We start from the raw sequence: 21,893 nt of genomic DNA, 5'->3' as shown, positions 1-21,893 counted from the left end.
TTTCTCCACCGTTAAAAATACTATCATTACAGCCAGTTAATTTCAATTAAAAGTTACGTTTACTCATAAATAATGCGACATTTTGCAAGGATTTCTTTGCAGAATTTGACGGAAGCTGTTTCACCTCATGTAAAGCCTTTTGCAAATACATATTACTTACTTGTTTTGCTCGTTTAATACCTTCCGATTGTCGAATCTCTTTAAGCAGCAATTCCATATCTTTCTCTTCGATATCACCATCGAAAACCCTTTTCAATAACGGATAGATAGCTGGATCATTTTTTGAGTATATCACTGGTAAAGTAATATTACCTTGAAGTAAGTCTCCTCCAGCTGGTTTACCTAACTCCTCCTCAGTGGAAGTGAAATCGAGGATATCATCGATAATCTGGAAAGACATTCCTACATAGTAACCAAATCTCTTAAGATGCTTAATAGTCTTTTCATCGGCACCTGAAGAAATTGCACCCAGTTCACAGCTGGCTGAGATGAGGATTGCTGTCTTTCTTTTAATTCTTCTTAAATAGTCCCGGACCGTCTGATCAACAAATCCCTTGTCCTCAATTTGTATTATCTCCCCAATACAAAGCTCGACCATCGTATTAGAGAGAACCTCATGAGCATATGTATTTTTTACTGCTGTTATGTATTCAATAGCCTTAGCGAAAAGAAAGTCACCTGTATACATAGCTACTCGATTGTTCCATTGAGACTTAACAGTTTCTCGGCCTCTTCTAGTTTCAGCATCGTCAATCACGTCATCATGGACCAAGGAAGCCATGTGTATCAACTCGACAGAAACAGCAACCTGCTTAATAGACTCTATAGAATAGTCGCCAAATTTAGCTGAAAGCAGTACAAATACAGGGCGGATTCTTTTTCCCCCTGCGAGCAACAAATGAAGCGAGGCCTCATTCAATAAGTGGGAGGAAGAATTCACAGCTGCTGCTAATTCATTTTCAATGACTTCTAAATCCGATTTTAGATCGGAATAAAGCATTTTTAATCTCATCTTATCCACAGAAACAAACCTTCCCCTACTTAAAAATCTTTCTTATAGCCAATATGTCGGGCAGCTGCACCACCACTGTATGGTTTACTACTCACGTTAACCATTCCTACTGTTTCAAATAACTGAGTTAGCTCAGCTCTATTTGGAAATTCTTTTGCGGACTCTTGTAACCAAGAATATTCTTTATAACTCTTAGCAAAAAGCTTTCCGAAAACTGGCATAATGTATCTAAAGTAAAAGCGGAATCCTGCATTAAAGAGCTTGGAATCTGGCTGAGAGGTTTCTAAACAAACAATCATGCCACCCGGTTTAGCTACTCGGTTCATCTCCTGTAGCACTTGTTTATAGTCGGGAACATTTCGCAAGCCAAATCCAATTGTTACATAGTCGAATGTATTATCCTCAAAAGGCAGCTCCATTGCATTACCATGAATCAATTCAATTTGTGGTATATCTTTCACTTTTTCTTTTCCTACATTTAACATATTTTGACTGAAGTCTAATCCTTTAACTGTACCAGTAGGACCAGCAGCCTTTGCTAAAGCGATCGTCCAGTCAGCCGTGCCACAACAAACGTCTAATGCACTGCTTCCTTCTTTGACCTGCATAGCTTTCATCGTGTCGCCCCGCCAGCTTTTATGTTGCTGAAAGCTTATGACAGAATTCATAGAATCATAGTTCGTGGAAATCTTCTCAAAAACCTCGTGGACATGTTGTTCTTTTGTTTTTCCCATCTGTTAAACCTTCTCTCAACTGCTCTTTATAGCTTGTTCGGTTACTCGCTCTAAAATAGCATGCTTTACGTTTTCTTTTAATATAGTGGAGTATCGCACTTCCCGCACCAAATTATTTTCTACCGTTTCTATTTCCTCACGAAGCAAATCGATCTTTGTCTGCAACAGGAAGGAATTTCGGATATAGAATGTTTCTTCCCTGTTTTCAAAGGCATGTAACTCTCTTCTTAAGGCTATAAGGAGTAATGCTTCCTTCATGATAAAGATATATTCATGATACGAAAAGTATTCCATGAATTGCTCGATTGGCTTACTTTCTATCAGCTGTATAGACTGAATAAGGTCTTCGAAAGGATAAGCTAGGTGGTCATAAAATTTTGTTTTGTGCTCTGTGATAGATGAGACTCCAGCAGAAAAAATTTGAATCAGCTCTAGCTGCTTTCCCTTCGCCAGCAGCTGATAATATTTTCCACTGTAATAATCTCCCGCCAATACTTGTAATTGTTGCTCTTTGGTGGTCGCATTTTGCTCCTTGACTAAATCGTGAGCTGCAAGAGCTGCAAAAATCAATGAGACAGCAATGGTCGCTTGATTATTTGAGTCATCCCACTGTTCTCCATTTAGCATGGGTAAAAGCGTAAAGAACAAACGTTCTTCGTCGATAACAGGCATTCCTGCATATTTTAACAGAGTATTATGTTGTATTTGCATGAGAATATCTCTTTTGTATTTTTCTAAATGATGTTTTATCAAAGATTCATTCATACACTTTACTCCATTTCCCAATCGCAGTTAGCATTAGTCTGTCACGACATATATAATTTAACTCGCGATTATTGGCCTTTTAAATTATTTATTTCTTAGATTCACTTTTAATAATACCGTTGTCTGTATGAATGGAAGCTTTGCCTCTTATCTTCATAGCAGATGTATGCTCTGTAAATTGAGCAATCATCACTTCACCTGTATCAAGCTTTTCAGAATGATGGAATTTTGTATCCGTACCTCGGGTTAAACCGATCACTTGTACTCCGTCTTCCTCTGCCTTTATAACGATAAAATCTGAACTAGACATTACAATAGTCTCCTTTGTTCATAATCTAAATTCATCATACCATATTCTCATCGAACCTCAAAAGGAGTTATTTCATTTGGATAAATGATAAAACCTCTGAGCGCTTTATATCGTCTGTTTCATAGATACCTCTTGCTACAGAAGTAACGGTCTTGGCACCAGGCTTTTTAATCCCGCGCATGGTCATGCACATATGCTCTGCCTCTATCACGACATAGACTCCATGAGGGTTAATCATTTCCATAATATCATTAGCAATCGTGGAAGTGATTCTTTCTTGAAGCTGTGGCTTTCTTGCTGTAACTTCCACGGCTCTAGCGAGTTTACTTAGGCCGGTTACAACGCCATCTCTAGGTATGTATGCAACATGTGCCTTACCGTAAAAAGGAACAAGGTGATGTTCGCACATGGAGAAAAAAGGTATATCTTTTACTAAAACTAATTCCTCATGCTCTTCATGAAAAACTGTCTTGAAATGTTCTTTTGGATCTTGGTGTAGTCCTTCAAACATCTCAGCATACATTTTAGAAACTCTTTTTGGAGTATCCAATAACCCTTCTCGATTAGGATCTTCTCCTACCGCTTCTAAAATCATTGTTACTGCATTTTCTATTTTTTTCAGATCGACCTTCGTCATCTGCTGACCCCCCAGAAAAAACTGCATAATATGTCGTATGTATCTTAGCATATGAAATGAATATAGGAAATTAATTTCACTTCAGGCAACAAATTTTTATTATATAATAAATTGAAAAGAACGGCTACTATGAAGCAAGCTTCACAGTAACCGTTCTATGTACTACGACACCATTATTTTACAGCATCTTTAAGTGCTTTACCTGGTTTGAAAGCAGGCACCTTGCTAGCAGCGATATCGATTTCTTTACCTGTTTGTGGATTACGTCCTTTACGTGCAGCACGTTCACGAACCTCAAAGTTACCAAAACCGATCAATTGAACTTTTTCACCATCTGCAAGAGCAGTTTGAATTGATTCAAATACAGCCTCAACTGCTTTAGTTGCGTCTTTTTTCGATAATTCTGCAGCCTCTGCAACAGAGTTCACTAATTCTGTTTTATTCATACTATTCACCTCCTCTCAAAGGAAGATAAGCATCAATCCTGTAAAAAGAGTATCACAACAGAAATGCCTTCGCAACACTATTTATCCGTGTTTAGGCAACTTTCCTTAAAAAGAACGTAAAAAAAACAAAGAAAAGGACTTTTTGCATAGGCACAAAAAGTCCAAATCCGTATTTTATAGAATAAAGGTAACCATTCCACGGTCTCCCTCATTTACCATTCTTTCAATTGTTTGGCGCATTCTTTTCTTAGCAACCTGACTTACACTTTCCGTTTTATACCGTATACTTTCCTTCATAACCTCTAACAGAGACGTTCCAAAAACCTGCGTTGACCAAAGTGCATCTCTATCATGTAAGAATCCATGCTTTAAGTCTTTTAAAAGCTGCTGACTGTGGAATTCTGACCCTAAAAGCGGAGCAAATTCTGCTTCCATATCCACTCGAATGATATGAAGCGAAGAAGCCTTAGCTTTTAAGCTGACTCCAAAGAAATTATTTTGTTTAATAATTTCTGGTGCAGTAGGTTGGAAATCCTGAATGGATGGAAGTGACACACCATATCCTGTCGTATTTGCTGCTTCTAGCGCATCCGCAAACCGATGATATGTCTTTTTAGCTGTAGACGCTTCCTTAACAAACAATAACCAGTCTTTTTTAGAAGTAATTGGCTCATCAAGCCATTCATCACAAACCTCTTGAAATACTTCAGGTTTTAAATCTATTTGAATACAAGCAGACCCTCTACCAGGATCTGCCTCTATAACCTCTGCAGACTTGATAAATGGGACTTCCTTAAATTTTTCTGCAAGCTCCTTCACGTCTCTCATTTTGGAGACAATTTGCAGCCATTCTTGTAAGGAAGTAGTAATTTGATTGTTAACAAAATGATCTGGCTCAAGTACATCTGTCCAATCAGGCTTCATCAATTCAATGTCCGTTATCGGAAATTCATATAGCGCCTGTTGTAGTATGTACTGAATTTCCTCTGCTGTCATTCTATCCACAGCAACCGGAATTACAGGTACTTCATGAGTTTTTTGAAGTTCTTCGCACAAATGAAGAGTTTCTAAATGACCTGGCGTTTTGCTGTTAACGACAATAACAAATGGCTTTCCAATTTCCTTTAACTGACCTATAATTTCATCTTCTGCTTTTTCTGCTGCTACCCTAGGAATATTATTGACAGAACCATCCGTTGTAATCACAATGCCAATAGTAGAATGATCCCGAATAACCTTATCAGTTCCAATTCTTGCAGCTTCCTCAAACGGAATTGCTTCCGTATGCCAAGGAGTATGGACCAGCTTCTGCCCTTCTTCTCCAGAATGGGTTTTAATGCCATCAATCATGTACCCTACGCAATCTACTAATCTAATTTGTAATCGAAGCTGCTCGTCACCCAAGTATACATTCGTACCATGAGCAGGAACAAATTTAGGTTCTGCTGTCATAATGACGTTTCCAGGAGAGCTTTGTGGAAGTTCGTCTTGTGCTCTTAATCTTTCTGATTCGTCAACAATATTCGGTAATACAACTAGCTCCATTACTCTTTTTACAAACGTAGATTTACCTACCCTAACTGGACCTACTACACCAAGGTACACATCACCATTTGTTCTTTCTGCTATTTGTTCATACAGTTTGCTAGACATCGGTATTCTCCTTTCTTCGCAATTTAATATATGCACGAAAAAAACGTTTCATGCATAGAGCATGAAACGTTTCTTATAAGTTATTTGTTTATCATAAAAATAGGTTCGTTATTTTCATCAACCGTATAAGGCAATGAATACGCAGGGACGATCGCAAAGTTATCCGTTATTAAAAAACGAATATCATCACCTGGCTTGACGTCAACCTCTGTCTCTTGAAGCAAACGATAAAGCTCAATAGAATAGTCCACATATACTTTTCCATCGCCCGTCGCTACTAGAGGAAGCAGAGTGTCTGAATAAGGGCTTTGAACGGTAATTTCGTCTTTATAACCCATCTTTTTAAAATCTAGCTTATAAACACCTTCTACAATCGTCTCAGCGATAGGACCATAGCCGTTTATCCCTTTGCGATAGTTAATATCTCGCAAAGTATCTGCAATTCGTAAGTCTACCAACTTTACAGTTGGGTTTTCCTCTACGTCCATTAAGACATATTGATAAATCCCACCTGTTTCATACGAGTTAGCAGGAGCTTTCCCAAGATAGTTCGGAACAATTTTCTTAAAATCTATCGGATATTTTATATATTGATCTGTTTCTTGCTCACGTGTTTTGATAGGCAGCAAGCCACCTGAGGCTTCTTGGAAGCTTTCAACTGCAGTCTGTACGGAATTAAGCTGATCTTCATAAGGTAATAGGTTTTCTGGCTCATAGCCGCCTTTAAAACCACAACCACCTAAGACGAGTGTTGTTATAGAAATAGCAGTTAGTAATAGTTTTTTCATTCGAATCTCCTTACTAGGCTTTTGTTGGATTGAAAATGATATAAACCATTGTGATAAAACCAATGAAAAGCAATATGTATGCAACCAGACCAAATATAAACTTTATGAATCTGTTTTGGATTTTTGTTTTTACAAAAAACATAAGTAACATGGCCATAAACATGCATCCCATAGAACCAAAGGATATCCACATTTTGTCCATTGAAGAGACTAATAGCAACTGTTCCCCCACCTTTCATGAAAATAGTATATCACATGAAAAAAGAGTTGCTTTTTTATACAACTCTTTTTTATGACAATTTTTAAAACGTCTTATAATCTTCCAGTTCATTCTTCTTTGTACGATGCATTAGGGAATCAACTGCTTGTTTTGGATGTACCTGCTCAAACAGAACAGAATGTAATGCAGCGGTAATAGGCATATCAATAGATTGCTTCTGTGCAAGCTGAAACGCTGCTTTTGTCGTCCTAACGCCTTCCACTATCATACCTACTTCTTCTAGCACCTCATCTAAGCTAGAGCCTTTACCGAGTAGGTTACCGGCTCTCCAGTTACGGGAATGTACACTTGTACACGTTGCTATTAAATCACCCATTCCTGTCAGACCAGAGAAAGTGTACGGCTTGGCACCTAGACTTATACCAAGTCTTGAGATTTCAGCTAAACCTCTAGTTATAAGTGCAGCTTTAGCATTATCACCATAACCAAGCCCATCTACAATACCAGCGGCCAATGCGATGACATTTTTTAAGGCAGCCCCTATTTCTACTCCAATGACATCATCATTAGTATAGACACGGAAGTAATTATTCATAAATAGATCTTGTACTTTTTCTGCAGCCATCATATTATCACTAGCCACCGTAATCGTAGTTGGATGCTGTAAAACTACTTCCTCGGCGTGGCTAGGGCCAGATAATACTACAATACCCTCTACCATAGATTCAGGAACTTCCTCAGCAATCATCTCTGATATTCGCTTTAAGGAATCAGGTTCGATTCCTTTCGAAACATGCACTAAAAGCTTTTTGTTTTCCATCAGCTTTACAATATCCTGACAAACTTCTCTAATTGCCTTTGTAGGTACTGCTAAAACAATAATAGATGCATGCTCTATTGCTTGAGTTAAATCGCTTGTAGCTTTAAGATTTTCAGGCAGTATCGTATCCGGCAAGTATTTTTTATTGGTATGATTCTGGTTTATTTCCTCGGTTTGAGTTTCTCTGTGTGACCAGAGAAGGCAATCATGAGAATTATGCGCAAGAACCATCGCTAAAGCTGTTCCCCAACTACCTGCTCCAAGAACGGTTACATTTGTCATCTTTAAGCCCCCTTTGCTAATTATGTTCTAGCACGAGTAATAATTCTTATAGGCGTGCCTTCAAAATCGAATGATTCACGAATGCGATTTTCTAAAAATCTCTCATAAGAGAAGTGCATTAATTCCGGTTCATTAACAAATACAACAAAAGTAGGCGGTTTAATGGCCACTTGAGTAGCATAGTAAATACGCAATCTTTTCCCTTTATCTGTTGGAGCAGGGTTTCTTGCTACTGCATCTTCTACTACCTCGTTTAGAACGGAAGATGTAACGCGCATTGCATGGTTTTCACTTACTTGATTGATAACTGGGAATAAAGAATTTACACGTTGTTTTGTTTTTGCTGATACAAATACGATTGGTGCATAATCTAAAAATTGGAAATGCTCACGAATCTTTTTAGTCATTTCACTCATCGTCTTATCATTTTTTTCAATGGCATCCCATTTATTCATCACAATAATAACTGCTTTACCGCCTTCATGAGCGTAACCAGCGATTTTCTTATCCTGCTCTTGAATGCCTTCTTCTGCATTTAGAACAACTAAAACAACGTCTGAGCGTTCAATTGCCTTTAATGCACGAAGTACAGAATACTTTTCAGTTGTCTCATACACTTTACCCTTTTTACGCATACCAGCAGTATCAATCATTACATAATCTTGATCATCGAATGAGTACTCTGTATCGATAGCATCTCTTGTAGTTCCCGCAATTTCACTTACGATGACTCGCTCGTGCCCTAAGAATGCATTGATTAAAGATGATTTCCCTACATTTGGACGTCCGATAAGAGAAAACTTAATAACCTCTTCACCGTATTCCTGTTCATCCATATCTGGGAAGTTTTTAGCGACTTCATCGAGCAAATCTCCTAGACCTAGACCATGTGAACCTGAAATAGGGTATGGTTCGCCTAATCCTAGGGCATAAAAGTCGAAAATCATTTCGCGCATATCTGGATTATCAATTTTATTGACCGCCAATACAACCGGCTTCTTTGTTTTATAAAGTATTTTAGCAACGTATTCATCTGCTGCTGTCACACCCTCACGACCATTTGTTAGGAAGATGATTACATCTGCCTCATCCATAGCGATTTCAGCCTGTTGTTTGATTTGCTCTAGAAATGGCTCGTCGCTCAATTCAATTCCACCTGTATCAATGATGTTGAATTCATGTGTAAGCCAATCTGCTGAGCTATATATACGATCACGCGTTACACCTGGGATATCTTCCACAATGGATACACGTTCTCCTACAATTCGATTAAATATAGTCGATTTACCTACATTAGGTCTACCAACAATTGCTACTACTGGTTTTGTCATTAATATTACATCCTTCCAAACTTCGTCTAAACTGTATTATACAACAAAACAATAAAAGCAGGCGACTTTATTGAAGTCACCTGCTTGAATAAGTTAAGATTATGACGAAATTAGCTATTATTATTTGTTAGTAAAGTCTTTTAAACGATCGCCTAGAACATCGCTAATAGAAAAACCTTTGGATTCTTCAGGCATTTGATAATCAGCTAAATTGAACTCATCTTCGTTCTTCACTAGCTCTTTAATACTTAGAGATAAACGTTTTTCTTTACTGTTTACATCTAAAACTTTTACCTCTACCTCTTGACCTTCTTTCAGTACTTCCTGAGGAGTCCCGATATGCTGATGAGCAATTTGAGATATGTGAACTAAGCCTTCAACCCCAGGGAAAACTTCAACAAAGGCACCGTAAGATACTAGTCGTCTAACTTTCCCAGTTAGAACAGATCCTTTTGTAGCCTTGTCTTCCAGATCAGACCATGGTCCAGGTAACGTATCTTTAATAGATAAAGAAATTCTTTCTGCATCTCGATCTATAGACAATACTTTTACCTTAACTTCTTGTCCCTCTTTTAACACATCAGATATGTTATCTAAGTGCTCGTGGGATACTTGAGAAATATGAACAAGTCCATCCACGCCTCCAATATCTACAAAAGCACCAAAAGAAGCTAGTCTTTGGACTGTACCTGGAACAATGTCCCCAGGTTTAATGTTATCTAACGTTTTGTTTTTATTTACTGATTTTTCATCCTCAACTACTGCTTTATGAGAAAGAATTAATCGGTTTTTGTCTTTTTCTAATTCAACGATTTTAAAAGTCAAAACTCGCCCTTTATAATCTTCAAATGATTCTACAAAATAATCTTCTATTAAAGAAGCAGGTATGAATCCACGGACACCCAAATCTACAACTAGTCCGCCTTTAACAACCTCTTTAACTTCTGTTTCAATAACTTCCCCAGATTGAAACTGTTTTTCTAACGTTTCCCATGCTTTTTCAGCATCGACTTTTCGTTTGGAAAGAACGTAGTTAGATTCTTCTACCTTAGTAATCATGAGTTCAAGTTCATCGCCGATGGAAACGGAGTCGGATGCTTTTTCAATATGCAGGCTAGAAAGCTCGCTAATTGGAACTATACCATCGAAAGGTGCACCTTCAATTGATACAATTATTGATTTCTCATCTACTTGTGCAACCGTCGCTTTAACCAGATCTCCTTCTTTAAACTCTTGCGTGTTTAAGTTCATTTCTTCTGACATATGATATTCCTCCTTCACAACGTCTCTTCTCTATTTTATGCGAACTTTCTCAGAAATACAAAAAGAAGCACTTTTGAAATAGAAATTCCCATCCACTTAATCATTTTGCTTCGCTATCAAACTAAAAAACTGGATAAAAACAAGAGAATATTAAAAGCTAGTGACATATATGCTAGTTTATAAAAATAGTTGATTTTCTCTCTCCGTAGGATGATTGAGAGTCCGCCACACTGTAGCCATTAAAGATGTGTTAAGAACAGATTAAAGTATTTAAAATCATTTAGTTTTATATTGGTCTAGTATTTTACCGATGTGTTCCATAATAACTTCTGTAACTTCATCTGCAGAAGCTCTTCTTTCTCTGTACGGCTCCATATCTATAACTTCTCCAAAAACTATTTTTAAACGTCTAAAAGGTTTATATGGCCCAATAATTGCACATGGCACTACGTTTGCATTTCCTCTAAGGGCAAAAAAACCAGCACCACTAAAACCTTTTCCTAGCTTTCCATCCTTACTTCTTGTTCCTTCTGGAAAAAGACCTACAACCTCTCCTTCTTTTAAAAGCTTTAACGCTTTTCGAAGCGCATCACGGTCGCTCATTCCTCTTTTTACTGGGAATGCTCTTACGCCCGGTAGTAAACTTTTTAATACAGGTATTCTAAAAAGCTCTTCCTTTGCCATGAAGTTAACAGGTCGTGGTGCGTTAATCCCAACGACAGGAGGATCTAAATTTTCTATATGGTTTGAGCATAGTAAAATCCCTCCCTCTTTTGGGAAATTTTCAGCCCCTATTACTTCAAATCTATATATTGGTTTTAACGCTGCAAAAACAATTGTTTTCGCAAAGGAATACAGTTCCAATTAAACCATCCTTTCTTTTGCCAACTGCATAATCTTATTAGAAACTTCATGAATCGTAAGAGATGTGGTATCAATGAAAATAGCGTCTTTTGCTTTGATGAGAGGAGATGCTTCTCTCTCGCTATCCAATTTATCTCTTAATGCTATATCATGAATTAATTCTTCTAAGCTTGTATGAATTCCTCTTTTTTCGTTTTCTAGAAATCTTCTGTTTGCTCTTTCTTCAACACTTGCAGACATAAATATTTTAAGTTCAGCATTTGTAAGGACGTGTGTTCCAATATCTCGTCCATCCATTACCACTCCGCCAGATTTACCCATCTCAATCTGTCTTTTCACCATTTCTTCTCTTAAATCAGCATGTGCTGCTACAACTGATACGTTCGAAGTGACTTCTTTTGAACGTATTTGGTCCGTTACTTCCACGTTATCTAAAAACACAAGTTGTCCTTTAGAAGATGGCTTAAGCTCAATAGAGGTATCTTTTAGAAGCTCAGTTAGTTTGCTTCCATCTTGCAAATTTATGTTAAGTTGAAGTGCTTTATACGTAATTGCTCGGTACATTGCTCCTGTATCCACATATGTATAACCTAATAATTCAGCCGTCTGCTTCGCTATCGTACTTTTACCCGCCGCTGCTGGACCGTCAATCGCTATTTGAATTTGTTTCATCATTTTATCCTCCACTCTATTTGCCTATATTTTATCACAGAATAATACGAAAAAAAAAAGCCTGTAAATACAGACTTTTAACTTAGTCCTTTTTTTCGCATAAGCAACTGTCTTTCAAAGCAAAAACGAACGATTTGTTGCCTGTCCAAATCATCTGTATTCGTAAATTGTAAAGACGCAATTTTTAACGATTCTCTCTCCCAGATGCGTATGACTAAAGCAGTAGTAAATACATATCTCATTTCTCCATTATTAAAAGATAATGGAATAATTAAAGATACCTCATCTCCACCACTAAATTTCACTTCCTCATTTAGAATGATGGCTACCCCACCCGCACTTATGTCATCAGTTACCGATTGATATTTTTCATCTCCAAATTGAATAGCAATATCAATTGGTGATACAACTCTTACAAAATTACGACGCTGTATTTTCATAAAGTCTTCCGTGTCAGGATAAGACAGTCTTATCATTGGAATTTGTCCTAACTTTCTTCCTAACACTTCTGTTGGAAAAGCAAAGACAGATTTCGTTTCTTCTATAAACGTGGCACGTAACTGAGTACCTTCCATCATGACAACGGTTTTGTTGGTAATAGTATCTATAGGATAATCTACATATATAAAATGATCATCCATATCTACTACTTTACAACGATATTTCTCAGCCTTCTCTGTGAAAGTTGGCTCAACTATTAAATTTGTTCCTAGTTTAATTTGCATAATTTTTACCCTCTTAAATGTCATATTAATTTTATTATGACATTTAAAGAGGGAGAATTCTATATATTATTTTAAGGTAATTTTTCTGAATGCAGAATCTCATGTGATTCTGTATCAATATACACTCTATATGTTCCAATGTCTTCGCTTCGAGTTAGTAACTCATATGCTAGACGCTGCTGTAATTGATCATTCTCAACGTAAGCCATTTTTGCTTCTTCTATTTTTAAATTATCAGCGAATATGGTTTTATAATCTAAAGGAATTACTTTTTGTTTAGCTATTTTTTCCTCTTGAATGTACTCCATTGCATTTAAGCCTAGTAATTCTCCATTGTCTTTTGCAATTTTTAATTGTAATCCATCTGCATAAACGATTGCATCATTTTCTGCGTCCTTCCGAGCAAACGCTAAATGCCACCCAATGTGGTTTTCACGGAATTCTATAAGCTCCGTATCTGTATACCCTAACTTTTTCATATAATCCAAAGCATTTTTCTTCATGCTTTCCGTATCAATAGTATTTTTATCAAAAGGTCTTTCCATTAGAAAGGATAATAAATGGCCTCCCTTTTTTGTAAAATCAGCGTAACCAATACGAATGTCTTTATGAAATTCAATATGGTAGAAGGGATATGGAGCATCCTTTCCACTTTCTGTAACATAAATTTTGGCATCCGCTAGTTCTGGAAAAATCTTTGCAAACTTTGCTTTTACATCCTCTACGCTTACTGGTTTATCCGAAATATGTTGTAAGTCTTTTTTCTTCTGTTGATCGGTTTCACTTGCTGTCATTGGAAAATCGCTTTCCGTATACGCTTTTACAGATGCTCCAAGGGATTTCCAATTCTTTTCGTTTTCTTTATTAACTTTATTTTGTACAAAGGAACTAACAATGTAATCTTTGTTTCCATCGTTTCTATTTGTGAATGCCCATTGGTCGGCTAAGCTCCTTAAATTTTCACGTGCACTTACCATATTTCCTTGCCACTCTTCGATTGGTACTTTTCCTGTTCTAACTTGAGTAGCTCCATTACCTATTCTCGTTAAATAGTTCAACCAGCTTGAGGAAGTTTCCTGATCTATAGGTAGCCCTGAAATAGATGCTCGAATATCTGAAGACAGTCTCCATACATCCTCCAGCGGACGATCTAATGACTCTTTATCTTTAAATATCAATGTTTCATCAATGGAATCACTTAATTCAGTCAGTTTTTCGGAGGCAGAATTTAATTCATTCGAATATTGACTTGCTAAAGCATTCTTAAGGTTGGTGTTTTGTTCTTGTACTGAAAAATGATAAACAACAAATACGGCAAGAGCAGCTATAGCGATTACCCATCCAAATTTTTTCATATAGTCTCCTTATGAGCAAAAAATATGCTGTCCAATTTTTTTGATATGTGGTCTTGACCAGATCCACTTACTAGTAGCAGTTTCAGGATTGAAATAGTAAATTGCGTTTTCTGAAGGATCCCATCCATTTAATGCGTCTAGTACTGCTTCTTTAGCTCGCTCGTTCGGCTCTAGCCAAATTTGTCCATCAGCTACTGCAGTGAATGCTAAAGGTTGGAAGATCACTTCACTAATAGTATTTGGAAAGTCCGGGTGTTCTACTCGATTAAGGATTACCGCTGCAACGGCTACTTGCCCTTCATACGGCTCCCCTCGTGATTCTCCATAAACTGCGTTAGCAATCAGCTTTAAATCTTTTTCACTATACTTCGGTGGTAGCTGCATATTTGTACTTTCAGGTTTTTTATTATTCGCTTGTTGGTTCTGGTTTGTATTTCCATGTACTGAGAAACGATTACCCTTATTGATTTGATCATGTACATATTCTTTGTCAAACTTTGTAGCCTTCACTAGCTTGTCCTTAGTTCCTTGTCCTAAAAGACCATCCACTGGCAAACCAAATGCTTCTTGGAAGTTTCGAAGAGCCCAATACGTGCCATAACCAAATTTACCGTCAATTTCCCCGGTGTAATAGCCTATGTATTGTAATCTGGCTTGTAATTCAATTACATCGTCTCCAAATGCTCCACGCTGAACAGTTTGCTCGGAGAACGCTTGAGTAGTTTGCTCTTGAGTTAAGAACATATAGCTAGCTGTAAAAAAGATTACGCCAATAAGAACATATTTTAGCTGTTTCATAAGTCATCTCTCCTTTTTAACTAGCTTGGTTAAACAGGAGTGATTTATACATGATAACTTTCATGAAAACAGAAATTAAAAAGTAAAAACTTTGTTAAAGTTATTGGTTGATTTTGACTAACAATTCTTTTTAATAGTGAATGTAAACATTAAAAAAGGAACATTTTGTTTATGCGAGTATATTGTTTCGATTTATAGATGCTAAAGCTGTTCCCATTTATTGATTGTAGCTCCAGACGGCGACATAAGCAGGGATGAGGGAGACAGATAAGACATCACAACCACGCGCGTAAGCGATGGGTGATGGCTTATCGTTCACCCCGCGGAAAGCGTCCGGCTGGGGCGGAAATCAATTCTACTCTCTGATTTAAAAATTTCTTTGCATTATAAATCAACCCAACCCTTTAACATATCCAAAGTAAATTACCATACAAAAAAGTCATGACCTATTTATTTAGTCATGACTTCTATCTTCTTAAAGTTAGGTAGGATCTTCCCTAATAAAATATTCGTGTTTTTCAAATCTAGTTCTCCGAGATAAAATATGAGCTTGCTTTACTTTCGACAAGCCAAAAACCCATAAGAATAACATAAACGGGACCATCAGCAATATCTCTAACCCTGTGAAAGTCAGTATGCTATTATAGATAATGTGTAGAAAGAGTGGGGCGATTAAAGCAAAGAAAAGTTCAAGCCTTATTTTTTTTATAGAGGTAAACTTAGCTCTACCTATATAATATCCCATAACTACACCAAATAATGCATGACTCGAAACAGGTAACAAAGCTCTTAAAAAAGCCTCTCCCATTCCGTAGTTCAAAAGATATAAGATATTTTCTACGGTTGCAAATCCTAAAGAAACACTCGCACCATAGAGAATTCCATCATATGGGTCATCAAACTCAACATGCTTATATAAGGCCACTATTATTATTAGCCATTTAAAAAATTCCTCTAATGTACTTGTCACGAGGACATTCCGAAAAAAAAGAGAAGTAAACAAATGCTCCTCGTTTAATACGTGCTGGATAAACATAATTGGGAATGTTAATATAGCACCATAAATAAATGTATGTAACAAAAGCCTTGAAGGTTCTTCGGCAATTTCTCTACGAAGATAGAAATAACTTAAAAGCGCAAGAGCCGGTGCAATCGCACAGGAAAGTAGTACGAACATGATCTTACTCCTTCCATTTTACTATTTATATTATACATTAATTTCTTCTCATTTTGTTAAATTTCTGGAGGTTATATCAATGAAAAATATCTTACTTATCCATACCGGCGGAACTATTTCAATGCAGGTAAATGCAGAAACTGGTGCAGTAGTACCTTCAGATAGCAATCCATTACTGGTAGAAGCAGAGAAATTAAATAGCCTAGCACATATTATTGAGCTGGAAATATTCAATCTTCCTTCCCCACATATAACTCCCTTTGAGATGTTCCGTATAAAAGAATTAATTGATCAATATATCGTTAAAGGTGAAATTGATGGAGTGGTAATCACTCACGGTACAGATACTTTAGAGGAAACTGCATATTTTTTAGATTTAACGATTGGACCAGCCATTCCTATCGTGCTTACTGGGGCAATGAGATCTGCTAATGAAATAGGATCAGATGGCTTATATAATTTAGTGTCAGCTATCCAAGTCGCTTCATCTGATGATGCAGTTGGAAAAGGTGTTTTAGTTGTATTAAATGATGAAATACATACTGCGGTAAATGTTACGAAAACACATGCCAGCAACGTTAGCACATTTCAAAGTCCGCAATATGGTCCTATCGGATTTATCTCTAAGTCTATTGTATATTTTCATCACACACCTAATCATCAGCCTGTTTTTCCAATTCAACAGATTAACAAGAAGGTTGCTTTGTTTAAAGTCTATGCAGGGATGGAAGCAGATCTCCTAGAAGCAGCAGTAAATGTTGGATATGATGGGATAGTTTTAGAAGGATTGGGCCAAGGCAATGTACCACCTAGCCTAGTACCAGCAATTCAGGATTTATTGAGTAAGGACATCCCTATTGTTCTTGTATCGAGGTGCTTTAATGGAATTGCCCAAGACGTTTACGGTTATATGGGTGGCGGGAAAGGTTTAAAGGAGATAGGAGTCATTTTTGCTCAAGGTTTAAACGGTCAAAAAGCTAGACTAGCTTTACTAATCGCCTTAAATCATCCAGATCCAAAACAAGCCCTCCTTAGTATATTTACTAGGTAAGATAAAAAGTCTGTGATAATTCAATAGGTACAAGCTTAATAAGCGCTGGAGCTATGTACCCCCGTGAACAGAGCTAATAAAAGCTCTCAAAAAAACAAATACCTCGAGAGATTTTTCTCTTGAGGTATTAAAAAAAATAGTCCTGTAAATTGGTAAGCTATAGTAAAGAAATTAATTCACTTTCATTTGAAAAGAAGAAAAGTCTATACGCTTTCTTCTTTTCTTTTAATTTCTTTAGCTATCAGCTCACCATGGAAGCGACCGTTTTCTATAAAAATTTCGTTAGCATTATTTCCTGCTGCTATTACTCCCGCAATAAAAATACCCTCCACATTTGTTTCCATGGTTTCTGGATTATGCGATGGTCTTCCACTTTCGTTATCAATGGCTACTCCCATTTTTTCTAAAAAAGAATGGTCAGGATGATAGCCCGTCATAGCAAAAACAAAATCATTTTCAATGTCAAACTCGCCCTCTGTTCCTTTTAATGTTACTTTGTTTTCTTCAATAGATAAGACCTCAGTATTAAAGTGCATTTGGATTTCGTTATTTCTTACACATCCCTCGAACTCTGGTAAAACCCATGGCTTAATGCTTGAAGAGTATTGTCCCCTGCGATATACCACTGTAACATTTGCTCCTGCTTTATTTAGCGCAAGAGCAGCATCGATTGCTGAGTTTTTACCTCCAATTACTAAAACATCTTGGGAGAAGTATGGATGTCCTTCTTTAAAGTAGTGAAATACCTTCGGGAGATCCTCTCCGGGTATTCCCATGTAATTAGGATGGTCGTAATAACCTGTAGCTACAATGACGCTCTTAGCTTTGTAAGAACCCTTAGAGGTAGTTACTTGAAAATAATCGGTAGACCTTTCAACACGTTCCACTTGCTCATATTTGTTAACTTGAATATCTTTACGTTTCACTACCTCACGATAATAAACCAAAGCCTGGTTTCTTTTTGGTTTTCTTTCTTCTACGATAAAAGGTACATCTCCAATGGAGAGCTTTTCACTCGTACTAAAAAAAGTTTGATGAGTAGGATAGTTGAAGATAGCATTCACCACATTTCCTTTCTCAATAACGAGCGTTTCTAATCCCATTTCTTGAGTAGAAATTGCTGCTGATAGTCCACAAGGACCCCCTCCAATTACCACTACATCTAAAACTTGTTCCACGTATAAAACTTCCTTTCTTACTATATGTCTATCTCTCCATGTTATGAAGGGTTATGATATGACACTCAGATTTAGCCCCTAAGCGCAGTGGCACTCCGGTAGTACCAAATCCATTACTTATTAATTCTGCGCGATTTTCTTTTAATCGGTAGGAGCCTTTTTCGTATATACCAATAGGTCCTATACGAATTTGTCCGCCATGGAAATGCCCAGCTAGCATTAGCCGAGGCTTACTTACCTTAAGAGCAGAATGGAAAAATGCCGGTGCATGACTAACGAATATGATAATATCCTTTTCTTCCACCAGATTAAATGCATCTGCAATACTTACTTTCCCTACAAATCCATCATTTATCCCTACTAAGCGAATAGGTATCTTTCCTTCGGAGATCGTGACAGAAGTGTTATTTAATATTTGAATGTCTAGCTCTTGAAATATAGAAACTAAGTTAGATTCGCCTACTTCACGATCATTATTTCCAAATACATAATAAACAGGACCAAGCTTTTTTAACTGTTTTAAATTGAACTTTGTCCTCATCAAAGGTACACCCTTTTCTGTCAGGTCCCCTCCTATTATTACTAAATCTACCTTTCCAATGATGGAATGGATTAATGTATCATCTATTTTCCTGCGATGTATATCAGAAATAAATAATATATTCAATTGTGTCGCTTTTGGCATTTCTTTCACAAGTAGATGATGTTCTTTTACATTCGTTTGAAATGCTAGAAAAAGCATGTAAAGGAAGAGAATGATACCTGCAATAACAATGGTGATTCCTATCGATAACACTTATTATATTCCCCCTAAACCAAATAAGAAAAGCGAAAGCTCCTATACCTTACCCGTAAATCATATCAAAAGTGTAGAGTAGCCCTTAAGCTACTATATTCCTATTTGACCACGAGGTTCAAGGCAAAGCCAAACTATTCCCTAATCCTCTTCCAAGCAAAAAGACAGGGAATGACCCCTGCCTTTGAACCGATTTATATTACTCATCCTTGTCTATATGTAACACCCGGAAGCCTGACTTTTCTAGGTCATGGATAATACGATCTAATTTCTGTTCGTTATCAATCTTAAGAACGATTCGACGCACAAGCTTGTCAGTTTCATCAAAAGTAACTAAGGATATTACTGAAGTATGATACTTGTGAAGAATATCAGACACTTTCAAAATTCTTCCTTCTGATTCCACCGAAGTAAAGGCAATTCGTGTTCCCTTCGTATTCATTCCAAAGGCACTCTTAAATTGATGTATCGTATCGTATCGAGTGACAAGACCTAAAAATTTCTCATCCTCTACTACTGCAAGGATTGGAAAATCATATAATTTCATAAACGCTTGCTCGAATACATCACTTGTTTTGACAAAGGTATCTTCCCTAGTCACTACATCTGACACTTTTGTCTGTTTTAAAAACGTTTCTTTATCTGTATCACTGTAAAAATACGCCTTATATAACAGATACTTATTGAACATCCCCAAGTATTTTCCAGACTCAATAATTGGTAGGGCATCAATATCCTTAGCTTCCAGTTCATTTAAAGCATCCAATACGGAAGATTCTCCACTAATCGTTAAGCATTTTTCCTTCGGGATCATAACACTTTTTACAAACATGCAAACACCTCTTTCTCTATAGGTCTATACTTATATATTCTATAAAAAGGTTATTTATCCTGCCATCTGTACATTATGGCAGGATTAATTTTTGTCCTTCATAAATTTCATTCGAAGCTAGACCATTTGCAGCTTTAATTTTTTCAACTGCTTCTGGATTTTTATAGTAGTTCATTGCTATTCGGTATAAAGTCTCGTTTCCTTTAACAATATGCGTTTTAGCCTCGGTTTTTGGCTTTTCAACTTTTTCTTCCTTCTTAGGTTCTGCCTGCACTGGTGCTTTCGGTTCTTCCTTTTCTACAGGTGCAGGTGCTACTGCAGGAGTTGATTGAGCAACCTCAGTGGACTCTTCTGGCTTTGTTTCTTCTATTTTTTCTGTTTGAACTGGTTGTTCGGTAACCTCTTCATCTTTCTCATCTGTCTCATTTGAATTAGAGATTGGTTTTGTTTCCACTTCAATTCTAGCCTCTTCGGTCGTCGTCTCTTCTTTATCAGGCACATAGATAAACTGGACGTAGAGTAAAAAACTTGCTGGCAATAATATAAAAATAGCAAATAAGGTTGGTAAAAGAAGGTTCTTTTTCTTTTTCTTCTTACCAGTAGCATTTCTTCTGCTTCTTCTCAATTCTGATGATTCATTTTCTACCCCAATGGATTGTCTATGCTCTTCTATTTTTTTTTGATAATCATCTTTACTCATTTTTTCAAACTCCATTCTTCCACTTATCTACTACTATTATGACGAATTTTGTTGAAAATGTAAATGTTGTTAAGAGCTATAAGAGACTATTTAATCTACTTTTCCAGTAAAGTTTAGTAGTATTAACAGTGGTTTTTTCGTGTAGCTGAAATATTTCCTGAAGATTTAGAGTACATTTTGAACAACAATTTTTGGGCTTCCTTGTTAACCTTTGACCAAAATGTGCTAATAATTGTTCCCTTATACAAACCTCATTCTGTAAAAGGGTGTACAAATCTTGTATTTCTCTCCACTTTTTTTGTCGTATACGTTGAAAAAGATTAATGGTTTCTTGTTGGGATAGCTCCTTTTTCCAGTAATCTAGTATTCTTTGTGTCGTTTCTGATAAAACTACCTGATTACTTTTCCGATAAGCAATTTCAATATCCTGTTCCTCTGGAAATTCTTGCATGGCTACAAAATAGGCTTGTTCTACATCAGACTGCATATAAAGAATCGTCGCAATCGACTGTTTCCCGTCCCTCGCAGCCCTCCCTACCTCTTGCATATAGTTAGCGATAGAGGTTGGTATATGATCATGAATAATTTGCCTAATGTTATCCTTATGTATTCCCATACCAAATGCGTTCGTGGCGCAAATCCAATCTAGATGTCCTTGCTGGAATTGCTGCTGGATAAGAATACGATCCTCTTGATCCATTTTCGAGTGATAATAAGCAACCTTTACTCCCTTTTTTTGAAGCTCCTGAGCATAAAATTGTGTTTTCTTTCTAGACTGGCTATAGATAATCCCAGGACCAGTTGTGTTAGTAACTCTATTTATGATCCAGGCCAGCTTTTCTTTTTGGTTTTCTACCTGATAGGATTCATAGGCAATATAAGGTCGATCTAATGAATGGATATATTCAAATGGCTCTTTCATTAATAATGTATGTTCAATGTCCTTTATCACTTCGTTGGTAGCAGTAGCAGTTAAAGCCAGCACGTTCACATGTCGGAATGCCTGAAGCGATTTAGAAATTCTTAAATAGTCTGGTCTAAAATCAAACCCCCATTGAGAAATACAATGCGCTTCGTCTGCTACTATAAACGCAATTGAAATACTAGAAAGCCTTTGTTGAAAATACTCGTTTTGCAACATTTCTGGTGAAGTAAATATAAATTTGTATGTTTGTAAGCGAGATAATGCTTCTTCTCTTTGTTCAAAGGATAAAAAGGAATTGATCGCCACCACTCGTTTTTCACCTAGCATTTTAAGCTGCTCCACTTGGTCCTGCATTAAGGAGAGTAATGGGGAAATAACTAGAACTGCTCCATCCATTAAATAGGCGGGCAATTGGAATAATAATGATTTCCCCATTCCCGTCGGCAAAATAGCTACAACGTCGTTTCCCGACAGTACTCGTTCTATAATTTCTCGTTGCCCTTCTCGAAATTCTGCATAACCGAATCGAGTCTGAAGTATGTGCTGAAGCTGATCCATT

The 21,893-nt window shown here is 36.9% G+C and carries 24 protein-coding genes; 1 reads left to right on the top strand and 23 read right to left on the bottom strand.

Annotated elements, in window-relative coordinates; all coding sequences use genetic code 11:
- Positions 1 to 46 precede the first annotated feature (46 nt).
- From hepT to prsW, 18 genes are all read right to left on the bottom strand, one after another.
- Positions 47 to 1,021 carry a heptaprenyl diphosphate synthase component II gene (gene hepT, locus NSQ95_RS08150; protein WP_251555926.1) on the bottom strand — a complete coding sequence of 325 codons (975 nt, stop codon included), beginning with the start codon at positions 1,019 to 1,021 and terminating at the stop codon, positions 47 to 49.
- Positions 1,022 to 1,041: 20 nt separating this feature from the next.
- Entirely contained in the window at positions 1,042 to 1,746 is a 705-nt protein-coding gene (locus tag NSQ95_RS08145; RefSeq protein ID WP_169359577.1) for a demethylmenaquinone methyltransferase, read from the bottom strand.
- 15 nt (positions 1,747 to 1,761) lie between these two features.
- Positions 1,762 to 2,511, bottom strand: a complete 750-nt coding sequence (locus tag NSQ95_RS08140) for a heptaprenyl diphosphate synthase component 1 (protein ID WP_169359578.1) — start codon at positions 2,509 to 2,511, stop codon at positions 1,762 to 1,764.
- A gap of 88 nt (positions 2,512 to 2,599) precedes the next feature.
- Positions 2,600 to 2,821, bottom strand: coding sequence for a trp RNA-binding attenuation protein MtrB (mtrB, locus tag NSQ95_RS08135; RefSeq protein WP_169359579.1), 222 nt, complete (start codon positions 2,819 to 2,821; stop codon positions 2,600 to 2,602).
- A 67-nt stretch (positions 2,822 to 2,888) separates the two neighbouring features.
- Positions 2,889 to 3,458, bottom strand: coding sequence for a GTP cyclohydrolase I FolE (folE, locus tag NSQ95_RS08130; RefSeq protein WP_169359580.1), 570 nt, complete (start codon positions 3,456 to 3,458; stop codon positions 2,889 to 2,891).
- Positions 3,459 to 3,631: 173 nt separating this feature from the next.
- Positions 3,632 to 3,904, bottom strand: coding sequence for an HU family DNA-binding protein (locus tag NSQ95_RS08125; protein WP_169359581.1), 273 nt, complete (start codon positions 3,902 to 3,904; stop codon positions 3,632 to 3,634).
- A 174-nt stretch (positions 3,905 to 4,078) separates the two neighbouring features.
- The gene (gene spoIVA, locus NSQ95_RS08120) at positions 4,079 to 5,557 is read right to left on the bottom strand and encodes a stage IV sporulation protein A (protein WP_169359582.1); all 1,479 of its coding nucleotides are present in this window, start codon (positions 5,555 to 5,557) and stop codon (positions 4,079 to 4,081) included.
- A gap of 80 nt (positions 5,558 to 5,637) precedes the next feature.
- Positions 5,638 to 6,345 (bottom strand): hypothetical protein, encoded by a 708-nt coding sequence (locus NSQ95_RS08115; protein WP_169359583.1) that lies wholly within the window; start codon positions 6,343 to 6,345, stop codon positions 5,638 to 5,640.
- Positions 6,346 to 6,358: 13 nt separating this feature from the next.
- Positions 6,359 to 6,538 (bottom strand): DUF2768 domain-containing protein, encoded by a 180-nt coding sequence (locus NSQ95_RS08110; RefSeq protein ID WP_277347097.1) that lies wholly within the window; start codon positions 6,536 to 6,538, stop codon positions 6,359 to 6,361.
- 109 nt (positions 6,539 to 6,647) lie between these two features.
- Entirely contained in the window at positions 6,648 to 7,667 is a 1,020-nt protein-coding gene (locus NSQ95_RS08105) for an NAD(P)H-dependent glycerol-3-phosphate dehydrogenase (RefSeq protein ID WP_169359584.1), read from the bottom strand.
- A 20-nt stretch (positions 7,668 to 7,687) separates the two neighbouring features.
- Positions 7,688 to 8,998, bottom strand: a complete 1,311-nt coding sequence (der, locus tag NSQ95_RS08100; RefSeq protein WP_169359585.1) for a ribosome biogenesis GTPase Der — start codon at positions 8,996 to 8,998, stop codon at positions 7,688 to 7,690.
- A gap of 120 nt (positions 8,999 to 9,118) precedes the next feature.
- Positions 9,119 to 10,261 (bottom strand): 30S ribosomal protein S1, encoded by a 1,143-nt coding sequence (gene rpsA, locus NSQ95_RS08095; protein ID WP_169359586.1) that lies wholly within the window; start codon positions 10,259 to 10,261, stop codon positions 9,119 to 9,121.
- 276 nt (positions 10,262 to 10,537) lie between these two features.
- Positions 10,538 to 11,125, bottom strand: a complete 588-nt coding sequence (locus NSQ95_RS08090; protein ID WP_169359587.1) for a lysophospholipid acyltransferase family protein — start codon at positions 11,123 to 11,125, stop codon at positions 10,538 to 10,540.
- Complete coding sequence (gene cmk, locus NSQ95_RS08085; RefSeq protein WP_205964054.1) at positions 11,126 to 11,800, bottom strand: (d)CMP kinase; 675 nt, start codon at positions 11,798 to 11,800, stop codon at positions 11,126 to 11,128.
- A 74-nt stretch (positions 11,801 to 11,874) separates the two neighbouring features.
- Complete coding sequence (locus NSQ95_RS08080) at positions 11,875 to 12,522, bottom strand: flagellar brake domain-containing protein (RefSeq protein WP_340883714.1); 648 nt, start codon at positions 12,520 to 12,522, stop codon at positions 11,875 to 11,877.
- A gap of 71 nt (positions 12,523 to 12,593) precedes the next feature.
- Entirely contained in the window at positions 12,594 to 13,877 is a 1,284-nt protein-coding gene (locus tag NSQ95_RS08075) for a PepSY1/2 domain-containing protein (RefSeq protein WP_169359589.1), read from the bottom strand.
- 9 nt (positions 13,878 to 13,886) lie between these two features.
- Positions 13,887 to 14,621: a spore cortex-lytic enzyme gene (sleB, locus tag NSQ95_RS08070; RefSeq protein ID WP_240949706.1), complete on the bottom strand. Its 735-nt coding sequence runs from the start codon at positions 14,619 to 14,621 to the stop codon at positions 13,887 to 13,889.
- A 535-nt stretch (positions 14,622 to 15,156) separates the two neighbouring features.
- Positions 15,157 to 15,852, bottom strand: coding sequence for a glutamic-type intramembrane protease PrsW (gene prsW / locus NSQ95_RS08065; RefSeq protein WP_340883716.1), 696 nt, complete (start codon positions 15,850 to 15,852; stop codon positions 15,157 to 15,159).
- Positions 15,853 to 15,931: 79 nt separating this feature from the next.
- Here prsW and NSQ95_RS08060 point away from each other — a divergent pair, with 79 nt between their 5' ends.
- Positions 15,932 to 16,903, top strand: a complete 972-nt coding sequence (locus tag NSQ95_RS08060) for an asparaginase (protein WP_251555927.1) — start codon at positions 15,932 to 15,934, stop codon at positions 16,901 to 16,903.
- Between the two features lie 203 nt (positions 16,904 to 17,106).
- On the opposite strand, the gene NSQ95_RS08055 is transcribed toward NSQ95_RS08060, so the two are convergent.
- The 5 genes from NSQ95_RS08055 to NSQ95_RS08035 all read right to left on the bottom strand — a co-directional run bounded on the left by NSQ95_RS08055 (position 17,107) and on the right by NSQ95_RS08035 (position 21,892).
- Positions 17,107 to 18,081: a YpdA family putative bacillithiol disulfide reductase gene (locus NSQ95_RS08055; protein WP_342560679.1), complete on the bottom strand. Its 975-nt coding sequence runs from the start codon at positions 18,079 to 18,081 to the stop codon at positions 17,107 to 17,109.
- Between the two features lie 28 nt (positions 18,082 to 18,109).
- Entirely contained in the window at positions 18,110 to 18,877 is a 768-nt protein-coding gene (locus tag NSQ95_RS08050; protein ID WP_342560678.1) for a metallophosphoesterase, read from the bottom strand.
- Positions 18,878 to 19,076: 199 nt separating this feature from the next.
- A complete protein-coding gene (locus tag NSQ95_RS08045) occupies positions 19,077 to 19,709 on the bottom strand; it encodes a CBS domain-containing protein (RefSeq protein WP_169359595.1) in 633 nt (210 codons plus the stop codon).
- Positions 19,710 to 19,782: 73 nt separating this feature from the next.
- Positions 19,783 to 20,409 carry a LysM peptidoglycan-binding domain-containing protein gene (locus NSQ95_RS08040; RefSeq protein WP_169359596.1) on the bottom strand — a complete coding sequence of 209 codons (627 nt, stop codon included), beginning with the start codon at positions 20,407 to 20,409 and terminating at the stop codon, positions 19,783 to 19,785.
- Positions 20,410 to 20,485: 76 nt separating this feature from the next.
- Positions 20,486 to 21,892 carry a RecQ family ATP-dependent DNA helicase gene (locus tag NSQ95_RS08035; RefSeq protein ID WP_342560677.1) on the bottom strand — a complete coding sequence of 469 codons (1,407 nt, stop codon included), beginning with the start codon at positions 21,890 to 21,892 and terminating at the stop codon, positions 20,486 to 20,488.
- Between the last annotated feature and the right edge of the window lies 1 nt (position 21,893).

The organism is Psychrobacillus sp. FSL W7-1457, assembly GCF_038593405.1.
Taxonomy (GTDB): domain Bacteria; phylum Bacillota; class Bacilli; order Bacillales_A; family Planococcaceae; genus Psychrobacillus.
Note: the sequence above shows the minus strand (reverse complement) of the source record. Positions and strands in the feature narration are given on the sequence as shown.